We start from the raw sequence: 18,650 nt of genomic DNA, 5'->3' as shown, positions 1-18,650 counted from the left end.
CTCCCCTTATCTTTCGTTTATTTGACAACAAGCACGCTTGTTTCACAGTCATGAGCAATCTTTTCACTGACACTTCCCAGCACCCATTTTTTCAGGTTTGACTTTCCGGAATTACCGACCAGGACCAAGTCAGCATTATGATCCTTTGCATATTCACATATCCGCTTTGCTTCAGAACCGGAAAGATGAACATAGTCGATGTCGAGCTGGTAAGGATTTAATTTTTCTTTTACATTGTTTAACACGGAATGAGTAGAAGAGGGTGCAGAGATTCCCTGATCATTATCCACCATCCGGTGTGAGTTTAGTTTTTCATCCCGGGATGCTGATAGATTCCCCATATATTGATTATCAAATCCAGGCGCTGTATCAGCGAGTGCGTGGGTCGGAGTATAGTTATCGCGGGTTGCATCCGGTCCCGTTCCTTTATCATCGGAAACATGAAGCACCGTAAGCTTTGTATCTGGTGATAATTTTGTTAATTTCAGTGCTTCATCAAGCGCTTTTTTGCTTCCATCCGTTTCATCATAAGCAACAAGTAAGTGCTTATACATATGATCACCTCGTTTGTAGTATATACGGTATTTACCCCGTATTTTGAATTCTTAATCATTTACTGTTGACAAGGTTCATTACATGAAAGAAAGTTGAAAAAAGAGCAGGATAGGGGAAGTCTATCCTGCTCTTTTTGTGTGCATTTTTATAAACGTATAATTGCTGATTATTTTTGATCTTATAGCATGCTGATGATCCAGCCAATTACTACAATTGCACCAATGACCATAAGGATTGTACGTAACATGAGATTCACCTCGACTTATCGTTCTAATAATGTAATTTCAAATTTCATTTTCAACCGGTTAGTGTATTGTTACCCGGTTGCTTTTCACTCGAAACATCCAAGTTATTACAGGGAATCCGTCGGCATGCAGGATTCCTTGTGATTAACTTCAGCCGTTTCGCATCTTCGGGAAATTCGTTACATGTAATTAGTGTGAGCGTTTTAAGAAAAATTATGTTTATTTATCCTGATTATTTATATAGTTGAAAGATAATTTCACATGGTAAAATGGATGATATTGGGTTAAGGAGAGATGAAGATGAGTGGAAGGGTCATATTTGTCGAGGGTATCCCCGGTGCGGGGAAGACATCCACAGTTCAAAAGATTTCGCATTTTTTAAAGGGGAAGGGTATTCCCGTAAAAGAGGTTGTGGAAGGAAACCTTGAGCAGCCTGCAGATTACGAAAGAGCCGCTTTTTTGACTGAAGATCAGTTGAAGTCAATTGAAGAAGAGTACGGTATCGATGCTGGAAGTGTCAGCTCTTATTGTGAAATCTTAGAACACGGGATGCTGGTTCATTATGAAAGAATGTCTGAAAGCGAAGCATTCTCAGAATCATTCATAAAAGAACTTGAGCAGTTTGATATTTATAATACTGATCCAGATACATACATACTGGTGATAAAACATAAATGGAGGTTGTTTAAAGAGTTACTTGCCGGCACGGATGATGTATATGTCTTGGATTGCAGCCTGCTGCAGAATCCATTGACGTTTCTGATTGCAAAGAATGACATGCCGGCGGAATTCATTAAAACCTTTGTCATAGACCTCCTCATGCTGGTGAAGGAATATCGTCCGCTGGTCGTTTACCTTGAACCGAAAGAAATCAAAAAAGCATTGGAACATGTTATGGCAGAGCGTTCAGAGCAGTGGTTTACATTTGTGAGAGATTACTACACGAAACAAAAATACGGGATCAATCATAATCTTACTAATGATTTAGATGGGATTATGAATTTTTTGGAGGAGCGCGTAACAGTGGAAAAGTCTATATTGAAAGATTCAGGTGTGGATTGGCTGCATATTGAAAGGGATCAAGCATCATGGAGGGATGTCATAACAAAAATCGAAGATGAGCTTAATTTGCGTTTTGTGAAAGGATGAAGCCTCATCAGACTCCAGACGGAGGGAAAAACCACCAATAGTCGCTCGGAAGGTCTACCGGACTTAATGTATGATTTACATATACTAGAAAATGGTGGGGATGGATAACAATGAAAAAAATGATGGAAATATTCAAGAAACCGATTTTTGTGAAGTTGTTCATGGCTAATTTGACTTCACATATGGGAAGTGTGGTCGGCCTTACGGCATTTATGTTTTACCTTTTGGATCGTTTTTCAGACCAGCCGATGTATGCTTCGATCACGGAAATGATGTATTCACTTCCGACTCTGGTTGTGTTTTTCCTGGTAGGTGTATTGGCAGACCGGATGGACCGGCAGAAAATCGCTTATCACTGTGACACAATCAGCGCAGTATTAACCGTTATCCTGGTCGGGGCAATTTATATCGGCTGGCTTCCTTTAATCTTTGCTGTCCTTTTTATAAGAAGCGGGGTACAGAAGTTTTTCTTTCCGGCTGAACAGGCAATCCTTCAGGGGGTCCTTTCTAAGGATGACTACTCAACCGCAGCCGGTTTGAATCAGATGGTCATGAGTTTGTTCATGCTGCTCGGCAACGCCATCGCAATTTTTGTTTATTGGAATGCAGGGATATATGGGGCCCTCCTTGTGGATTTCATCACATTTGTTTTAAGTGCCATTTTAATCAAGAAGTGTGTCATTCCTGAAGATGTACGGCAGCCTAATGGGAAACATACCTGGAAGGACCTCAATGTGTCTTTCGTAATGAAAGACTTCAAGTCCGGGCTTGTCTATATCCTGCACCATAAACTGCTGCTTTCATTGATCGGGGGATTTGTCGTTTTTGGAATCGTCAACGGAGGTTTCTCGGTCATTCCAATCTTCATCCTTAAGTACAAACTGGCACCGGAAACATATGAAGAATATTCAATCATACTTGGGATTGCATTCGGTTCCGGGGTATTGATTGGAAGCGTGGTTTCTTCAATGCTCACCCAGAAATTCAAATTCCATCAATTGATCGTTGCCGGTCTGGTCATTTCTGGAACCTTTATCATAGCAGCTTCATTTGCTCCCAGCACATGGATATTTATGGTGATTGTATTCATCGCTGCATTAGGCCTTCCGCTTGTAAATATTGCAATCGGAGGCTGGATGCCAAGTATCATAGATTCTAAAATGATGGGGCGCGTACAGGGATGGATCAATCCCCTTATGATGCTTTCACAATCAATCACACTCGGAGCCATCGCCATCACATTCCCGTCGGTGGTAACGGTCGAAATGCTATACTGGCTCGTCGGAGGCAGCCTCCTCATCGTAGCGGCATTCTACACCATCATCCTGCCTAAATTTACAAACCTGGAAAACATCCAGCCGGCAGCAGTGAACGGGTAATTAAATAAGGATAAGAAAAATTGTATATCTGCTTTGGTTAAGACCGAACTATATTATGGATCCTTGGAATCAATTAGTTCGGTTTTTTGGAGCGTCTAGATTAATTTATTTGGTTTTAGTGCTTACCAGCGGTTGATTGGGCAAGACGTAGACTCCTGCGGGAAGAGTAGCTGATGTGAGACCTGTCCAGCTCCAGGGCTTAGAGGCACATGTCATAAGTCAAACCGGCCAAGAAGGCAAAGAACGCCTTCGTGGCCGATTCGCCTTATGCCACCAGCCTCTAAACAAAGCCCTTCCGCTTTTCTTCCCGCAGGCTTGCCGAGGAGGCTCACGGGCTACCCGCGGAAAGCGAAGTCTTGCACGGAAATCATTAGCGGTATTGAAAGGGAAAAAATTTTTTAAAAAGAACAAAATAATTTTGAACGTTTTTACATATCATTCGTATTATCGATGAACGCACAGGCGATGGAAGGGATACATGCGATGGAAGAGAGAGAATTAATCAAACGTGCAAAAAAAGGGGACCATGAAGCCTTCGCTTCCTTATTCAGACAGAACTATCCTTTTTTAGTGAAATACTTAATAAAAGTGACAATGAATAAAGATCAGGCAGAAGAGCTGGCTCAGGATACGATGTCAAAAATAGTTGAAAAGATCCACCAGTACAATGGCAAATCGAAATTTTCTTCCTGGCTGATCACGATTGCGACCAACCGTTACATCGATATCCAGCGCAAAAAGGGAAAAGAGAAGGATTGGCAGAAAGAAGAAGCCAATTACCGCAGTCTAAAATGGGGTCTGGAGTCGAGAAATGAAGAGTGGAATGATGTACTTAAGGCCTTATCGATCTTAGAGAATGGAGTCAGGATACCCGTCATTCTTAAACATTATTATGGATATTCTTACGATGAAATTTCAGATATGATCGGACTGCCGGCAGGTACAGTAAAATCAAGGGTCCATCACGGAATACTCAGGTTAAGAAAGGAGATGAAACTGGATGAACAACAAACAACAGCCAACTGAAGAACACGAACTGGAAACAATCCTCAAAGCCGGGATGGAGCCGCTGGATAAAGAAATCGAAGATACAGTCCCTTCAGAGGAATGGTTCCAGCAGTTCGTCCTTCAGCAGCAAAGAGATATAAAAGCCGGACTGAAACGGGACCTCATTCTTTTTTTGCTGATAGCAGGCTGTCTGCTGCTGCTCCTTTCACTCACACTGGTCAAAATGCCAATGCTGTTCCTCATGATGCAGGGGGCAGTGTTTATTGGAGCGGCGACTTTTGCCAGCCTTGCGTTTTTCAAGCAGGTGAAGAAGATATGACGAAGGAAGAAATGTATCTGCTGCTCCTTATCATACCCGTTCTTCTTGCACAGAGTATCTATTTATTTCTCGACGCCAGGAAGAATGGTCATCTTTATTGGTTCTGGGGATTATGGGGATTGATCCAGACCCCTATGCCGCTGATATTTTACCTGATTTTCGCAAAGAAAATATGGAAGAAGTTAAAGAAAAGGGAGAGAGTGGAATGATCATTGTAACGACAGATTTTGTACCGGGAAAAGAAGTAAAAGAACTAAGAGGATTCGTAAAAGGGAGTACTGTACAGGCCAAGCATATAGGGAAAGATATTGTCGCCGGTTTAAAGACAATTTTAGGAGGCGAAATCAGCGAGTACAGCGAATTGATGGAGGAAGCCAGGCACCAGGCAATTGAAAGGATGAAAGAGGATGCTGCACTAAAAGGGGCAAATGCAGTGATTGCTGTGAGATTGGAGACATCCGCCGTGATGCAGAATGCCTCTGAAATCATCGCCTACGGTACGGCAGTGACGGTGGAATAATAACCAGCAGCGGCACATAAAGTGAATTGGGTGCACATCGATAGAAACACGGTCATAGTGTATAGAAAATTGGTAATAAAAATAAAATTGACACAATTCAAAACCTATAGTATGGTTATTAATGGAATAAAAACGATTGAAGAAATGGAGGGTTTGTGATGATGAAGTTCTATACAGTTCAAGGCGGAGGAAGAGCATTTTTCCCTAATTTCATATCATCACATAACCAGTAACTTCTTATTCAAATCAAAATGAATAACAGGCACAGGTTATGTACACTAACCTGTGCTTTTTTATGTCCAATTTCCGGGCGTTAACAAGGCACGCGCAGGCCTGCTGATGCAAATCAGCCCTGCACTGGCAGCCTTCTTAACGCCTTTTTTGTTTGCCGGTGATCTCAGGTAAAGCACCTGTTCACATAAATAAAAAATTTCAGGAGGAAAACAAGATGCTGAAAGTACAAAAGAAAAAGATGATGACAATCGCAGAGACAGAAGGCGGATAGTAAACGAATGAAAGAATGAGGGGGTAAAAACGATGTTTAGTATTTTTAAGAAATTATCATGGTTTTTTAAAGAAAATTGGAAGAGGTACACGGTTGCAATCACCCTGTTGACGATTGTTGGAATCCTCGATGTGATCCCTCCCAAGCTCGTCGGGAACGCAATTGATGATATCCATCTCGGATCGATGTCCTGGGAGGTCTTAAGTAAATATCTTTGGTTTTTAGCCGGCATCACAATCATCTCATACTCGTTGACTTATGTATGGATGTATCAATTATTTGGAGGGGCGTTCCTTGTTGAACGGAAACTCCGGTCAAACTTTATGGGGCATTTATTGAAGATGACACCGACTTTCTTTGAAAAGAACCGCACCGGTGATTTGATGGCAAGGGCCACGAATGATTTGAAGGCGATCTCTGTCACTGCAGGATTTGGTGTACTTACACTGATCGACTCGAGTGTTTTCATGCTTACGATCTTATTTACAATGGGGTTCCTTATCAGCTGGAAATTAACCCTTGCAGCCATTCTTCCATTACCGGTTATGGCTCTATTGATGAAAGTATATGGTGCAAAAATCCATAAACGTTTTACGGAAGCGCAGGACTCATTCGGGGACCTGAACGACAAGGTTCTGGAGTCGGTTGCGGGTGTCAGGGTCATCAGGGCTTATGTCCAGGAAAGAGCAGATGAGGGCCGATTTTCTGACATGACAGAAGATGTGTACAAAAAGAATATAGAAGTAGCGAAGATCGATTCGCTTTTTGATCCAACCATTAAAGTGCTGGTCGGTTTAAGTTATCTGATTGGGCTGGGATACGGCGCCTATCTGGTATTTCACCGTTCGATTACACTGGGGGAGCTAGTGTCATTCAATGTGTATCTGGGAATGCTGATTTGGCCGATGTTTGCGATCGGTGAACTGATCAATATCATGCAGCGGGGGAATGCATCCCTTGACCGTGTGCAGGAAACGCTGGACTATGTGCAGGATGTGAGAGATCCGGAGAACCCTCGAACGGTCGGCAGGCCAGAAAATGCAGCATTCGATGATGTGCATTTCAAATATCCTTCTTCACAGGTGGAAAATTTGATCAATCTAAACCTGAAATTAAGCAGGGGGGATACCCTCGGTGTAGTAGGGAAAACCGGAAGCGGGAAGACGACCTTCATCAAACAGCTTTTGAGGGAATACCCTGCAGGAACAGGTTCATTGTCGATTTCCGGGATCGGGATCAATGACCTCACACTCGAGCAGGTCAGAAGCTGGATCGGTTACGTCCCGCAGGATCATGTGTTGTTTTCAAGAAGTGTAAAAGAAAACATCATGTTCGGACGACAGGATGCAGACGAGAGGGACCTGAAAAAAGCGATCGAGCTTGCCGATTTCAAAAAAGATCTGGAAATGCTTCCGGACGGTTTATCAACGCTTGTCGGGGAAAAGGGGGTTGCGCTGTCGGGAGGTCAGAAACAGCGGATTTCCATTGCAAGGGCACTCATCAAGAATCCTGAAATCCTCATCCTGGATGACTCGCTGTCTGCTGTCGATGCCAAAACCGAAGCCAAGATCATTGAAAATATTCGAAATGAACGTGAAGGAAAAACAACGATCATCACAACCCATCGCCTGTCTGCTGTCCAGCATGCGGACTGGATCATTGTAATGGAAGACGGGAAAGTGGTGGAAGAAGGTGTCCACGGGACTCTTCTTGAAAATGGCGGCTGGTATAAAGAGCAATTCGACCGTCAGCAAGTTGAAGATTCCTCACATGAGGAGGTGGGTGTATGAAAGTCGGAAGAAGACTTGTAGACTATGCGCTTTTGTATAAAAAAATCATTATAGCCGCCTTGCTGATGCTGACTGTTTCAGTGGCGGCAGAGCTTGCCGGCCCTTTCATCGCCAAGAAAATGATCGATGACCACATCCTTGGGATCGAAGCGGCATGGTTTGAAACTGAAAAAGGTAAAGACTCCGTTTCGTATAAAGGAGAATGGTATAAAAGAGAAGAGTATTTTAACAGTGGTGAAGAAAAGGGGGAAGAAGTGAGAGTCCTTCAAGTCGGAAGGGAGTTTTACTTTATCCCTGCTGCTATATCATTCAATGGTGAGCGTAAAGTGATGGACGGCAAAATGATTATCACAAAAGGAGAAGAATTTGAAACATATCCGGCTCAAAAGCTAAGTGGCGATGAGCTGTTAGACTTTTATAATCCTGAAATTCCAAAGATTATTAAACTGCTTGTCTTTTATTTTGGGCTGCTGGTGGTTGCGTCCTTCTTCCAATATGGTCAGCGGTTTTATCTTCAAAAAGCTGCCAACAGAGTCATCCAGAAGATGCGCGACGATATCTTTCAGCATATCCAAAAGCTGCCGATTCGCTATTTTGATAATCTGCCGGCAGGGAAGGTTGTTGCCCGGATCACAAATGATACGGAAGCCATACGGGATTTATATGTGACCGTGTTGTCTACGTTCTTCACGAGTACAATCTATATCATCGGGATTTACATCGCCCTTTTCATCCTGGATGTGAAGCTGGCTGCGATCTGCCTGATTTTGATTCCGATACTTGTTATCTGGACTTATCTGTATCGGATCTATGCATCGAAATATAATCACATCATCCGGTCGAAGGTAAGTGACATCAATGCGATGATCAATGAATCGATCCAAGGGATGAACATCATTCAAGCTTTCAGCAGAGAAAAGCAAACAAGCGGCGAATTTGAAGAATTGAACGGTACACATTATAAATATCAAAATAAGCTATTAAGCTTGAACTCCATGACTTCTCATAATCTTGTCGGAGTATTGAGGAATATCACGTTCGTGGCATTCATCTGGTATTTCGGAGGAGGCTCGATCGGTGTAGGATCTGTAGTGACACTGGGTGTTCTCTATGCTTTCGTTGACTATATCAACCGATTATTCCAGCCTGTGACCGGAATCGTCAATCAGTTGGCGAACCTGGAACAGGCACTCGTCGCAGGGGAACGCGTTTTCAGTCTGCTTGATGAGGACGGCACACAGGTAGCGGATGATAAAATGCCCCGCTACCAAGGAAACGTCAGCTTTGATCATGTTTTCTTCGGCTACAAAGAAAATGAATATGTGCTAAAGGACATCACGTTCGAAGCGAATCAAGGAGAAACCGTAGCACTTGTCGGCCACACGGGATCAGGAAAAAGCTCAATCATGAACCTCTTATTCCGTTTCTATGATGCCAATGAAGGAAAAATCATGATCGACGGACAGGATATTAAAGATATTCCATATCAGACAATCCGGGAGCATATGGGAATCGTCCTTCAAGATCCGTATTTATTTACAGGTACAATTGCATCCAATGTCAGTCTTGATGATCCAAGGATCTCAAGGGAAACAGTGGAAGAAGCCCTGAAGGCGGTCGGGGCGGAAAAAGTATTCAAAAACCTGGAAAAAGGCTATGACGAACCAGTGATAGAAAAGGGCAGCACCCTTTCATCAGGTCAGCGTCAGCTGATTTCCTTTGCCCGGGCGCTTGCCTTCAACCCGGCAATCTTAATTTTGGATGAAGCAACCTCAAGCATCGATACAGAAACCGAAGCTGTCATCCAGGAAGCGATGGAAGTCTTGAAGAAGGGCAGAACGACTTTTATCATCGCTCACCGTCTATCCACGATTAAGAATGCGGATCAAATCCTCGTGCTGGATAGGGGAGAAATCGTTGAAAAAGGAAGTCATGACGAACTCATGAAAGCAGGAGGACGTTATTATCAAATGTATCAGCTTCAGCAGGGATCATCATCAGATCTTGCAGGCTGATCAGAGGGAATGCAGCTTGATTAAGCGGCAAGGTTTAAAAAGGAAGAGAGCCAAAGACATTTTGTGGCTCTCTTTTTTTGGTGTGTGGAGGAAATCCAGTGCCCGGGAGAGGCGGGAACGTGCCGGGTGGATTGTTCCTGGCACAACGAGGTTAATGATTAACCAACGTTTTATGAGTTTTATCAACTAATATTAAAGAATACCAACAATTTTTTCGCACTTACCGACAATTCGACAATGATAGATAAATTTCGCAAAACCTGTCCCAAACTCATTACTCCAATTTAGCTCTAATAACAAATCCCCACCCTCATCCGGATACATTGAGGGTTCATCAACTCATGATAAATAAAATCACCTGTATCATAAATGGAGATGCTCCTGCCATCCTCAGGGAGGGTGTCTCTTTCTATGCGATACTTTCCTATTCGTTCACCGTCAGGAAGATACGTCGGACAAACGACCGTCCATTGGAGTCCTGAAGCCCGAAGCATCAGGAAGGCCCTGAGATGATCTTCCGCAGCGGTGGAGCTCCTCCTCTTTGATTCAATCGATTGGAAACGGTATAAATGGGGTTCCTTCCTTGAATTCAATATCCCGGCCGTACCGCATGTGATGATGCGGGTAATGCCGTATTGCCTCATTGCTTTTAAGATGATGGGCATGCTCCTCGATAACACATCTTCCTTGTCTGTATTCAGGCAGCTGACGACTGCATCGCAGCCGGAAATCGTGTTGAATACATCTTCCTCATTGAGCACATCGCCTGTCACTGCAATTTCTTGAAGACTTTTTTTCTGTACATTCTTTCTCGTCAAACGGTGAATCGTATGATCATTCCGTGCATTTTCATAAAAAACAGCCCCGACCCTGCCGGTACTGCCAAAGAGAGCAATTTTCATGGATACCCCTCCTTAAATCCGCATTTCTACTCATATAATAGGTTAGATTAAAAGTATACCAAAGGAGCATGAATCTGCGAAAAAATAATCTTGAAATTAAGATTTTGGTCATTGACTTTTTACGGGTATCGTTTTATGATGACATTCGTAGTTATTAATTCCGATAAGATTAGTGGGGGTTTTGATGATGAAGAAATGGAAATTTACAGCTGTTCTGCTGCTGGTACTTTCAATGGTGCTTTCCGCATGCGGACAATCAAAGGAGAATGAAGGATCAAGCGGGGATTCAGAACAGTCCCTTTACGATAAAGTGAAAGAAGAAGGAAAGCTGTTAGTGGGAACTGAAGGTACATATCCTCCTTTCACGTTCCACGATGAATCAGGAAAGCTGACCGGGTTTGATGTAGAAATCGCCCGTGAAGTAGCGAAACGCCTAGGTGTTGAAGCAGAGTTCAAGGAAACACAATGGGATGCGATGTTCGAAGGCTTGAATTCCAATCGCTTCGATATGATCGCCAACCAAGTGGGGATCCGTGAAGACAGACAGAAGAAGTATGACTTTTCGGAGCCGTATATTGAATCAAGTGCTGTGGTTGTCGTTTCAAAAGATAACAACGAAGTGAAATCATTTGAAGACATCAAAGGACTCACTTCTGCTCAATCACTGACAAGCAATTACAGAGATATTGCAGAAGAGAATGGCGCTGTCATCCAGGGGGTCGACGGGCTCGCCCAATCGATCCAGCTGCTTGAACAGGGTCGTGTTGATGTGACAGTAAATGATAAGATTTCAATCCTTGATTATATGAATAAACAAAAGAATGCCAATATCAAAATTGCAGCCGAGGCTGAAGATGCAGGCCAAAGCGGACTGATGTTCCGAAAAGGCAGTGACAAGCTGGTGGAAGAAGTCAATAAAGCGTTAGAGGAAATGATGAAAGACGGAACATACGAAGAGATCTCCAACAAGTGGTTTGGTGAGAATGTATCTCCTAAGTAGTATTTTTCAAAATCCTGAAGAAATGTTTGATATTTTACAAAGCTCCCTGCTTCCGATGATCAAGGGAGCTTTGTATTATTCTATCCCTCTAACGCTCATATCGTTTACTTTAGGATTAATCATTGCTGTTTTCACTGCTCTGGCCAGACTATCAAGGTTTTCAGCTTTACGGGGTATTGCGAGAGTCTATGTGTCCGCGATCAGGGGAACGCCGCTGCTGGTGCAGCTGTTCATCATTTTCTTTGGACTCGGTTCACTCGGCATCGAATTTCTTAAGCTGGAACCATTTCCTGCCGCCGTCATTGCATTCTCCTTGAACATGGGAGCGTACTCTTCCGAAATTGTGAGGGCTGCCATCCAGTCCATTCCGAAGGGGCAGTGGGAAGCAGGGTACTCCATCGGCATGAGCTATTCACAGACGCTTAAGAGAATCATCCTGCCGCAGGCAACAAGGGTGTCCATCCCCCCATTGTCCAATTCATTTATCAGTCTGGTAAAAGATACGTCGCTTGCTTCACTGATTTTCGTGACAGAAATGTTCAGGAAAGCCCAGGAAATTGCGGCAACCAACTATGAATTCCTTCTAATGTACATGGAAGCGGCATTATTATATTGGATCATTTGTTTCATTCTATCGATCATACAAGGAAGAGTGGAAGCAAGGCTTGATCGATATATCGCTAAATAAAGGAGGGTAAAGATGATTTCGATAAAAGGACTGAAGAAACGCTTTGATGACCTGGAAGTATTGAAAGGCATGGATGTGAAAGTCAAAAAAGGGGAAGTGATCGTTCTGATCGGCCCCTCTGGATCCGGTAAAACGACGTTCCTCAGATGCTTGAACGCACTCGAGACCCCTAATGAAGGCAGTGTATCAATCGGCGATATGACGGTTGATTTTTCTGAAAAGGTATCAACTGCCGAACTTTTGAAATTCAGAAGAAGGACCGGTATGGTCTTTCAGACTTATAACCTCTTCCCGCATATGACAGCTCTTGAGAATGTCATGGAAGGACCGGTCGTCGTACAGGGCAAGAAAAAAGCAGATGTCCGGGCAAATGCCATCCGCCTCCTTGAAAAAGTGGGCCTCGGCGACAAAATCGATTATTATCCGTTCCAGCTTTCCGGAGGACAGCAGCAGAGGGTCGGCATCGCAAGGGCCCTTGCAATCGAACCGCAGGTGATGCTGTTTGACGAACCGACCTCCGCACTCGACCCCGAGTTGGTTGGAGAAGTACTCAGGGTCATGAAGGACCTTGCTGAAGAAGGCATGACGATGGTCGTCGTCACCCACGAAATGAGATTTGCAAAGGAAGCTGCGGATAAAGTGATCTTCATGGACGGCGGTTACATCCTGGAAGAAGGAACCCCGCAGGAAGTGTTCGAGAATCCGAAGCACGACCGCACCCGCCAATTTTTAAACTTGATACGATGATAGGAAAAGATGAATGGACACTCACCATTCATCTTTTTTTTTGTAAAACATGAGGAAAAGCAGGGATTCTTCTATTATGGAAAGAAAAGGTAATACAGCAGAAAAGGGGGATGCAATGAAGATATTCAGAAGATTACTGCTTGTCCTTACAGGATTGGTTTTTATCAGTGCGCTGCCAAATCTGTTCTTTAATGCAGATTTCCAATATGTCTATATGAATGCCAAAAGCGGTTCATTCGGTTTTTATCCGTTCTCATATGTCAGTGCGATTTATAATGTGTTTCTTTATTTGGCAAGGCCGGATCAATGGTCAATTGTCGTGATGGGAAAGGAATACGCCCTTGTTGACGTGCTCTTTGAAAGGGTCGCGTATTCGATGAAAGTTTTCTTTTTCTCCCTTACGCTTGCCGTCATTGCAGCTGTGCTGGTAAGCATGCTGATTTCTTTGCCCTGCGGGAAGATTAAACGTTTTCTTCTTTTTATAGTAAATATAACGGAATCGCTGCCGGATATCTTTATCATCATCGGCGTGCAGCTGCTTGTTGTTATGTATTTCAGGGAGACGGGGGTGCTGATCGGCGATATCGCCATGACTGGCGGTGAAGAGATCTATTTGCTGCCTGTCACTTGTTTGACCGTGGTGCCTGCCGTTTTTTTAGTCAAGACGATCGTATTGCTTTTGAAAGAGGAGGAAAAGAAGGCTTATGTTGAACTTGCCCGGGGGAAAGGGTTGAGTTCTGTTCATATTTTGGTGGTACACAGTTTCAGGAATGTGCTGTACAGTTTGTTTTATCAAATGAAACTGATATTTTCCTTTATGCTTTCGAACCTATTTATTCTTGAACAATTATTTAATATGCGCGGTGTGATGGGACTTTTGATGTGGTCGACCGGCTACACATTCGTCATTATCAGTACACTGATTTTTCTGCCGTTTTTCCTTCTCTTTACTTTAATCGAGCAGCGTATGAAAAAGAGCATCGGTATGAAGGAGGACGGGACTTATGCTTAGACAGCTGTTGAAAAAGCCGAAGTTTCTGACCGGATTCATTTTTCTCGCTGTACTTTTACTTGTCAGTTTCCTGTATGAACCATTTTTCGAAAAAGGAGTTGAAAGCATCAGCTTCCTGCACCTGAATGGAGGGATTGCCGGTCCCCCGTTCACTCCCGCCGAGCTCCCCCCTCTGGGATCAGACAGGCTGGGGATCCCGCTCTGGACTTATATTGTTCAAGGGGCAAAATTCACTATTTTGCTTGGGCTGATCATCAGTTTCCTCCAGATGGTCCTGTCATTGTTTTTTTCCATTGCCTTTACGGGATTGTCTAAAAGATTCTTGACTGTCTTTGAAGAAGCAGTGGAATCCATGATTTATGTTCCAATGGCTGTCATTGCTTTTATGCTGCTATTTCCGCTCCGCTTTGTGGTGGATGCCGAAGTTGAACCGGTAAAATTTCTCAGCATTCAAATCTTCTTGCTGACTATGATAGGGGTGCCGCAGATCGTAGTGGTGCTTTCCAAAGAGATTCAAAAGACGCTGATGGAAGAATATATATTGAGCGCGAGAACCCTGGGGGCGCGGGGATGGTACCTATACCGTCGTCATGTCCTTAAGAATCTGCTGCCCCGCCTCTTTTTAATATTCTTCCAACGCAACGTGAGCGTGCTGATTTTGTTTGCGCATCTGGGGATTTTAGGGGTTATGCTGGGCGGACACGTGGAAAAGGAAATAATGGTAGGAGAATCCCGGATCTTTTCCCTGTCCAATGAGTGGGCCGGAAACATAGGTAATTCACGGGTTGAAATCATGACGGGCCCCTGGATCATTTTTTCCCCGCTTGCTGCACTCTCACTTACCGTCCTGGCTTTTAACATGATGGCCTCGTCCCTTCAAGTATTGATAATGGGAGAATCGGCAGTAATAAGACGAAAGGATGTAAGAGATGAAAAGGCAGATCCTCTTTCAAAGGGTGGAACACCCGAGGAGGGTAAGTTCATGCTGGAAAAGCACCGAACCTACTCCGGCTGACTTTTTGAACAAAACCTGTCCGAAAGTGGTTAGTACAGGTCAAATAGTGGAAATATGGTAATGTGACTATTATTTGAGGGAGGAAGAGAGATGGATTACCGAATTGAACGGGATACGATTGGTGAAATGAAAGTACCCAAAGAGAAATACTGGGGTGCACAGACACAGAGAAGTAAAGAAAACTTCCAAATCGGTACAGAAAGAATGCCGCTCGAAGTTACATATGCTTTCGCGCAGCTGAAAAAGGCGGCGGCAATGTCGAATCAAAAGCTTGGCAAACTTTCGGAAGGGAAAATGAAAGCGATCTGCGGGGCATGCGATGAGATCCTGAACGCTGAATGGGATGAGCATTTTCCATTGGTTGTCTGGCAGACGGGGAGCGGCACGCAATCGAATATGAATGTAAATGAAGTCGTTGCCTACCGTGCAAATGAACTTTTAAAAGAGGCAGGAAGTGAAGAGAAGGTTCACCCAAATGACGATGTGAATATGTCGCAAAGTTCAAACGATACTTTTCCAACTGCCATGCATATCGCTGCCTATAAAGAAATTTCCGGAAAACTCCTGCCGGTCATTGATGAATTCATTGAAACCCTCCGCGAAAAAGAATTGAAGTTTCAGGATATCATTAAAATCGGCCGTACACACCTGCAGGACGCCACCCCTCTGACACTGGGTCAGGAGGTAAGCGGTTGGAGGGCGATGATGGAAAAATCACGTCAAATGATTGAAGAGAGCATGGGGCAGCTTGTCCACCTTGCAATAGGCGGTACTGCAGTGGGAACCGGGATCAATGCCCATCCGTCATTTGGGGGGAAGGTCGCTGAGGAACTTGAAAATCAGACCGGCATCCCATTCGTTTCTTCCGATAATAAATTTCATGCGCTCACTTCCCATGATGAAATTGTTTACGTGCATGGTGCCTTAAAGGCATTGGCCGCAGACTTGATGAAAGTCGCAAATGATGTCCGCTGGCTGTCAAGCGGTCCTCGGAGCGGAATCGGGGAAATCACGATCCCCGCAAACGAACCGGGCAGTTCGATCATGCCGGGGAAGGTCAACCCTACTCAAAGCGAGGCTGTCACCATGGTCGCCACCCAGGTATTCGGAAATGATGCGTGCATCGGGTTTGCAGCAAGCCAGGGTAATTTCGAGCTGAATGTCTTCAAACCGGTGATTATTTATAACATGCTTCAATCCATAAGATTACTTACCGACGGAATACGTTCATTCAACGATAAATGCGTGAAAGGCATGGAAGCCAATGAAGAAGTCATCCAAGAATTTGTTCAACGTTCCCTTATGCTCGTCACAGCACTGAATCCGCATATCGGCTACGAAAAAGCAGCTGAAATTGCGAAGAACGCCCATAAAAGCGGCTCGACACTGAAAGAAGCAGCGATAGAATCAGAATATCTGACAGAGGAGCAATACGATGAGTGGATCAATCCGGCGAAGATGGTTAAATAACAAATGAATTAGGTAGTGAATAGCTGGAAAATCACCTTTGAATGTGAGATAAAAGAATTTGACTGTTTCCAGCGGTTCATTGGAGTGCAAGACGAAGACTCCTAACCGAAAAGCGGAAGGGCTTTGGTCAGAGGCGTGTGGCATAAGACGAAACGGCCACTAAGGCGCATTTAGCCTTCTTGGTCGGTTTGGCTTAGACATGTGCCTCTAAGCCCTGCAGCTAGACAGATAACTATTTCAATGAGGCCGGGGCTGCCCGCGGAAAGCGAAGTCTTGCACGTAAATCAATATCGGTATAAAACTGCTATCAATAAAAAACCCCTGGCATCTGCCGGGGGTTTATCCATACATATTCATTTTTGCTGCGGATTAGTATTGTCCGCCGCCGATTTGTTGTTCAGCCATTTGAACAAGACGCTTAGTGATTTCTCCACCAACAGAACCGTTAGCGCGAGCTGTAGCGTCTGGCCCTAATTGTACGCCAAACTCAGAAGCGATTTCGTACTTCATTTGGTCGATAGCTTGTTGAGCTCCTGGAGCTACCAATTGGTTAGATGAATTGTTGCGAGATTGTTGTTGTTGCATAATCTTTCATCTCCTTAAAATAGGTTGTTTTTTGGTTGGGTCAACCGGAGTTGCACCGGCACGCATTCCATTAGCGACCATCTGTAATGGTATGACCCAAGGTTATGAGTTGCTTTATCTGTTGTTACTAAGTATTATGGTTCGTCCGTGAAAATATATGCGGGGTAAAATTAAGGGAATTTATTCCTGTTTCTTTCCCTGTATTTTCTCTACATAAAACAGTGTCAATCATAAAAGGATATGTTTATACACTTAAGTTGGAAAGAATGGTGACACCATGAAAGCATGTGCATTATGCAACGGGATTGTTGAATATAAGGGTCTGTGCCCGAAATGCGGCGATTCAACGCTGGACCAAGGAAGATATTATGATTACTACGATGAATATAGTGCCTATATGGATATAAAACATGTTCAGCTCGCAGACGGGATACCGAACAGCAGCTGTACGGATACATGCCTGCATCTATTCACTTGTATAAGATGCGGGGAAGAAGAAGGGAAAAGCATCAATTTGACGGAATTTTGATCAAAACAAAAACCACACTCCGGGGAGTGTGGTTTTATCAATTTTCATTAACGGATTCTTAATTCCGATTCAGAATCGAAGAAATGAGCTTTGTTCATATCAAATGCTAGTTCGATTGTCTGTCCGGCGCTGATATCTGTACGGGAATCAACCCGGGCAACGAAATCCTGGCCTTCGATTTGAGAGTAAAGCATGGTCTCGGCACCTGTTAACTCAGATACTTCGATTTTCGCTTTGATTTTGGCGCCCTGTGCTGTATCGATGAAAATAGGTTCATCATGAATATCCTCAGGTCTTACCCCAAGGATGATGTCTTTTCCAACATAACCCTGGTCACGAAGTACTTTCATCTTTCCTTCCGGTACGGAAACCTTAGAAGTACCGATCACAAATGAGCCTTCTTCAATTTTTCCGTAGAAGAAGTTCATCGCCGGGGAACCGATGAAGCCGCCGACAAATACGTTCTCAGGCTTATCATATACTTCTTTTGGTGATCCGACCTGCTGGATGAGACCGTCTTTCATAACAACGATGCGGGTAGCCATAGTCATCGCTTCCGTCTGATCATGCGTTACATAGATTGTTGTCGTTTGAAGGCGCTGGTGAAGCTTGGCGATTTCTGCACGCATCTGTACACGCAGTTTTGCATCAAGGTTTGACAAAGGCTCATCCATCAGGAACACCTTTGCATCACGTACGATCGCACGTCCCAAAGCGACACGCTGACGCTGTCCGCCTGATAATGCTTTCGGTTTACGATCCAGTAACGCTTCAAGACCAAGGATCTTGGCAGCTTCCTGGACCCGGCGGTCGATTTCTTTTTTATCAAATTTACGAAGCTTCAAACCGAATGCCATATTGTCATACACACTCATATGGGGATATAGTGCGTAGTTCTGGAATACCATTGCGATATCGCGGTCTTTTGGAGCCACGTCATTCACGCGTTTACCATCTATGGAGAAGTCACCCTTTGAGATTTCTTCCAATCCTGCAATCATGCGGAGTGTCGTTGACTTACCGCAGCCAGAGGGACCGACAAATACGATGAACTCTTTATCGTTGATGTGAAGATTGAAATCATTTACTGCCGTTACTTTATTGTCGTAGATTTTATAAATATTATCTAATTTTAATTCAGCCATTCCCGTTTCTCCTCCTGTTATGAAAACGTTTTATTCTATGAGTATCATTTTAAAGAATGCGGTTTCAGAACG

At 43.9% G+C, this 18,650-nt stretch carries 19 protein-coding genes; 15 read left to right on the top strand and 4 right to left on the bottom strand.

The features are described 5' to 3' along the window. Positions 1 to 17: 17 nt before the first annotated feature. Positions 18 to 554, bottom strand: coding sequence for a universal stress protein (locus BHE18_RS00440; protein ID WP_071616805.1), 537 nt, complete (start codon positions 552 to 554; stop codon positions 18 to 20). Positions 555 to 1,100: 546 nt separating this feature from the next. Here BHE18_RS00440 and BHE18_RS00435 point away from each other — a divergent pair. From BHE18_RS00435 to BHE18_RS00400, 8 genes are all read left to right on the top strand, one after another. Then, a complete protein-coding gene (locus tag BHE18_RS00435) occupies positions 1,101 to 1,949 on the top strand; it encodes a hypothetical protein (RefSeq protein WP_071616804.1) in 849 nt (282 codons plus the stop codon). Positions 1,950 to 2,059: 110 nt separating this feature from the next. Further along, positions 2,060 to 3,328: an MFS transporter gene (locus BHE18_RS00430; protein WP_071616803.1), complete on the top strand. Its 1,269-nt coding sequence runs from the start codon at positions 2,060 to 2,062 to the stop codon at positions 3,326 to 3,328. Between the two features lie 483 nt (positions 3,329 to 3,811). Then, positions 3,812 to 4,354, top strand: coding sequence for an RNA polymerase sigma factor SigY (gene sigY / locus BHE18_RS00425; RefSeq protein ID WP_071616802.1), 543 nt, complete (start codon positions 3,812 to 3,814; stop codon positions 4,352 to 4,354). Then, positions 4,329 to 4,655 carry a YxlC family protein gene (locus tag BHE18_RS00420; RefSeq protein WP_071616801.1) on the top strand — a complete coding sequence of 109 codons (327 nt, stop codon included), beginning with the start codon at positions 4,329 to 4,331 and terminating at the stop codon, positions 4,653 to 4,655. Before sigY ends, BHE18_RS00420 begins: the two co-directional genes overlap by 26 nt. Then, complete coding sequence (locus tag BHE18_RS00415) at positions 4,652 to 4,864, top strand: sigmaY antisigma factor component (RefSeq protein ID WP_071616800.1); 213 nt, start codon at positions 4,652 to 4,654, stop codon at positions 4,862 to 4,864. Before BHE18_RS00420 ends, BHE18_RS00415 begins: the two co-directional genes overlap by 4 nt. Further along, positions 4,861 to 5,175 carry a YbjQ family protein gene (locus BHE18_RS00410; RefSeq protein ID WP_071616799.1) on the top strand — a complete coding sequence of 105 codons (315 nt, stop codon included), beginning with the start codon at positions 4,861 to 4,863 and terminating at the stop codon, positions 5,173 to 5,175. The genes BHE18_RS00415 and BHE18_RS00410 overlap by 4 nt, the downstream gene beginning before the upstream one ends. 537 nt (positions 5,176 to 5,712) lie before the next feature. Next, the gene (locus BHE18_RS00405) at positions 5,713 to 7,470 is read left to right on the top strand and encodes an ABC transporter ATP-binding protein (protein WP_071616798.1); all 1,758 of its coding nucleotides are present in this window, start codon (positions 5,713 to 5,715) and stop codon (positions 7,468 to 7,470) included. Beyond that, a complete protein-coding gene (locus BHE18_RS00400) occupies positions 7,467 to 9,485 on the top strand; it encodes an ABC transporter ATP-binding protein (RefSeq protein ID WP_071616797.1) in 2,019 nt (672 codons plus the stop codon). The genes BHE18_RS00405 and BHE18_RS00400 overlap by 4 nt, the downstream gene beginning before the upstream one ends. Positions 9,486 to 9,775: 290 nt before the next feature. On the opposite strand, the gene BHE18_RS00395 is transcribed toward BHE18_RS00400, so the two are convergent. After that, positions 9,776 to 10,387, bottom strand: a complete 612-nt coding sequence (locus BHE18_RS00395; RefSeq protein WP_071616796.1) for an NAD(P)-dependent oxidoreductase — start codon at positions 10,385 to 10,387, stop codon at positions 9,776 to 9,778. A 187-nt stretch (positions 10,388 to 10,574) separates the two neighbouring features. On the opposite strand from BHE18_RS00395, the gene BHE18_RS00390 reads away from it, so the two are divergent. The 6 genes from BHE18_RS00390 to fumC all read left to right on the top strand — a co-directional run bounded on the left by BHE18_RS00390 (position 10,575) and on the right by fumC (position 16,319). Then, positions 10,575 to 11,387, top strand: a complete 813-nt coding sequence (locus BHE18_RS00390) for an amino acid ABC transporter substrate-binding protein (protein ID WP_071616795.1) — start codon at positions 10,575 to 10,577, stop codon at positions 11,385 to 11,387. Beyond that, positions 11,371 to 12,075 carry an amino acid ABC transporter permease gene (locus tag BHE18_RS00385; RefSeq protein ID WP_071616794.1) on the top strand — a complete coding sequence of 235 codons (705 nt, stop codon included), beginning with the start codon at positions 11,371 to 11,373 and terminating at the stop codon, positions 12,073 to 12,075. Before BHE18_RS00390 ends, BHE18_RS00385 begins: the two co-directional genes overlap by 17 nt. 12 nt (positions 12,076 to 12,087) lie before the next feature. After that, positions 12,088 to 12,822, top strand: a complete 735-nt coding sequence (locus BHE18_RS00380; RefSeq protein WP_071616793.1) for an amino acid ABC transporter ATP-binding protein — start codon at positions 12,088 to 12,090, stop codon at positions 12,820 to 12,822. A 115-nt stretch (positions 12,823 to 12,937) separates the two neighbouring features. Continuing rightward, complete coding sequence (locus BHE18_RS00375; protein WP_171910624.1) at positions 12,938 to 13,834, top strand: ABC transporter permease subunit; 897 nt, start codon at positions 12,938 to 12,940, stop codon at positions 13,832 to 13,834. Beyond that, the gene (locus tag BHE18_RS00370) at positions 13,827 to 14,849 is read left to right on the top strand and encodes an ABC transporter permease subunit (RefSeq protein WP_071616791.1); all 1,023 of its coding nucleotides are present in this window, start codon (positions 13,827 to 13,829) and stop codon (positions 14,847 to 14,849) included. The genes BHE18_RS00375 and BHE18_RS00370 overlap by 8 nt, the downstream gene beginning before the upstream one ends. Before the next feature lie 90 nt (positions 14,850 to 14,939). Continuing rightward, the gene (gene fumC, locus BHE18_RS00365) at positions 14,940 to 16,319 is read left to right on the top strand and encodes a class II fumarate hydratase (protein WP_071616790.1); all 1,380 of its coding nucleotides are present in this window, start codon (positions 14,940 to 14,942) and stop codon (positions 16,317 to 16,319) included. Between the two features lie 369 nt (positions 16,320 to 16,688). Here fumC and BHE18_RS00360 read toward each other — a convergent pair whose 3' ends face one another. Beyond that, a complete protein-coding gene (locus BHE18_RS00360; RefSeq protein WP_071616789.1) occupies positions 16,689 to 16,904 on the bottom strand; it encodes an alpha/beta-type small acid-soluble spore protein in 216 nt (71 codons plus the stop codon). Between the two features lie 277 nt (positions 16,905 to 17,181). On the opposite strand from BHE18_RS00360, the gene BHE18_RS00355 reads away from it, so the two are divergent. Next, on the top strand, positions 17,182 to 17,433 hold the full coding sequence (locus BHE18_RS00355) for a hypothetical protein (protein WP_032089297.1): 252 nt from the start codon (positions 17,182 to 17,184) through the stop codon (positions 17,431 to 17,433). Between the two features lie 47 nt (positions 17,434 to 17,480). Here BHE18_RS00355 and BHE18_RS00350 read toward each other — a convergent pair whose 3' ends face one another. After that, on the bottom strand, positions 17,481 to 18,578 hold the full coding sequence (locus BHE18_RS00350) for an ABC transporter ATP-binding protein (protein WP_071616788.1): 1,098 nt from the start codon (positions 18,576 to 18,578) through the stop codon (positions 17,481 to 17,483). Between the last annotated feature and the right edge of the window lie 72 nt (positions 18,579 to 18,650).

Origin of the sequence: Rossellomorea aquimaris, assembly GCF_001877785.1 — a bacterium.
In the GTDB taxonomy this organism is placed as follows: Bacteria; Bacillota; Bacilli; order Bacillales; family Bacillaceae_B; genus Rossellomorea; species Rossellomorea aquimaris_A.
The sequence above is the reverse complement of the archived record's forward strand: the minus strand, read 5'-3'. Positions and strand labels throughout refer to the sequence as shown.

Bases quoted from the DNA above. Each gene is read 5' to 3' on its own strand.
- BHE18_RS00385 (WP_071616794.1), top strand. From the start codon at position 11,371: ATGTATCTCCTAAGTAGTATTTTTCAAAATCCTGAAGAAATGTTTGAT.
- BHE18_RS00390 (WP_071616795.1), top strand. From the start codon at position 10,575: ATGAAGAAATGGAAATTTACAGCTGTTCTGCTGCTGGTACTTTCAATG.
- BHE18_RS00395 (WP_071616796.1), bottom strand. From the start codon at position 10,387: ATGAAAATTGCTCTCTTTGGCAGTACCGGCAGGGTCGGGGCTGTTTTT.
- fumC (WP_071616790.1), top strand. From the start codon at position 14,940: ATGGATTACCGAATTGAACGGGATACGATTGGTGAAATGAAAGTACCC.
- BHE18_RS00380 (WP_071616793.1), top strand. From the start codon at position 12,088: ATGATTTCGATAAAAGGACTGAAGAAACGCTTTGATGACCTGGAAGTA.
- sigY (WP_071616802.1), top strand. From the start codon at position 3,812: ATGGAAGAGAGAGAATTAATCAAACGTGCAAAAAAAGGGGACCATGAA.
- BHE18_RS00430 (WP_071616803.1), top strand. From the start codon at position 2,060: ATGAAAAAAATGATGGAAATATTCAAGAAACCGATTTTTGTGAAGTTG.
- BHE18_RS00355 (WP_032089297.1), top strand. From the start codon at position 17,182: ATGAAAGCATGTGCATTATGCAACGGGATTGTTGAATATAAGGGTCTG.
- BHE18_RS00410 (WP_071616799.1), top strand. From the start codon at position 4,861: ATGATCATTGTAACGACAGATTTTGTACCGGGAAAAGAAGTAAAAGAA.
- BHE18_RS00350 (WP_071616788.1), bottom strand. From the start codon at position 18,578: ATGGCTGAATTAAAATTAGATAATATTTATAAAATCTACGACAATAAA.
- BHE18_RS00400 (WP_071616797.1), top strand. From the start codon at position 7,467: ATGAAAGTCGGAAGAAGACTTGTAGACTATGCGCTTTTGTATAAAAAA.
- BHE18_RS00370 (WP_071616791.1), top strand. From the start codon at position 13,827: ATGCTTAGACAGCTGTTGAAAAAGCCGAAGTTTCTGACCGGATTCATT.
- BHE18_RS00375 (WP_171910624.1), top strand. From the start codon at position 12,938: ATGAAGATATTCAGAAGATTACTGCTTGTCCTTACAGGATTGGTTTTT.
- BHE18_RS00405 (WP_071616798.1), top strand. From the start codon at position 5,713: ATGTTTAGTATTTTTAAGAAATTATCATGGTTTTTTAAAGAAAATTGG.
- BHE18_RS00440 (WP_071616805.1), bottom strand. From the start codon at position 554: ATGTATAAGCACTTACTTGTTGCTTATGATGAAACGGATGGAAGCAAA.
- BHE18_RS00360 (WP_071616789.1), bottom strand. From the start codon at position 16,904: ATGCAACAACAACAATCTCGCAACAATTCATCTAACCAATTGGTAGCT.
- BHE18_RS00435 (WP_071616804.1), top strand. From the start codon at position 1,101: ATGAGTGGAAGGGTCATATTTGTCGAGGGTATCCCCGGTGCGGGGAAG.
- BHE18_RS00415 (WP_071616800.1), top strand. From the start codon at position 4,652: ATGACGAAGGAAGAAATGTATCTGCTGCTCCTTATCATACCCGTTCTT.
- BHE18_RS00420 (WP_071616801.1), top strand. From the start codon at position 4,329: ATGAACAACAAACAACAGCCAACTGAAGAACACGAACTGGAAACAATC.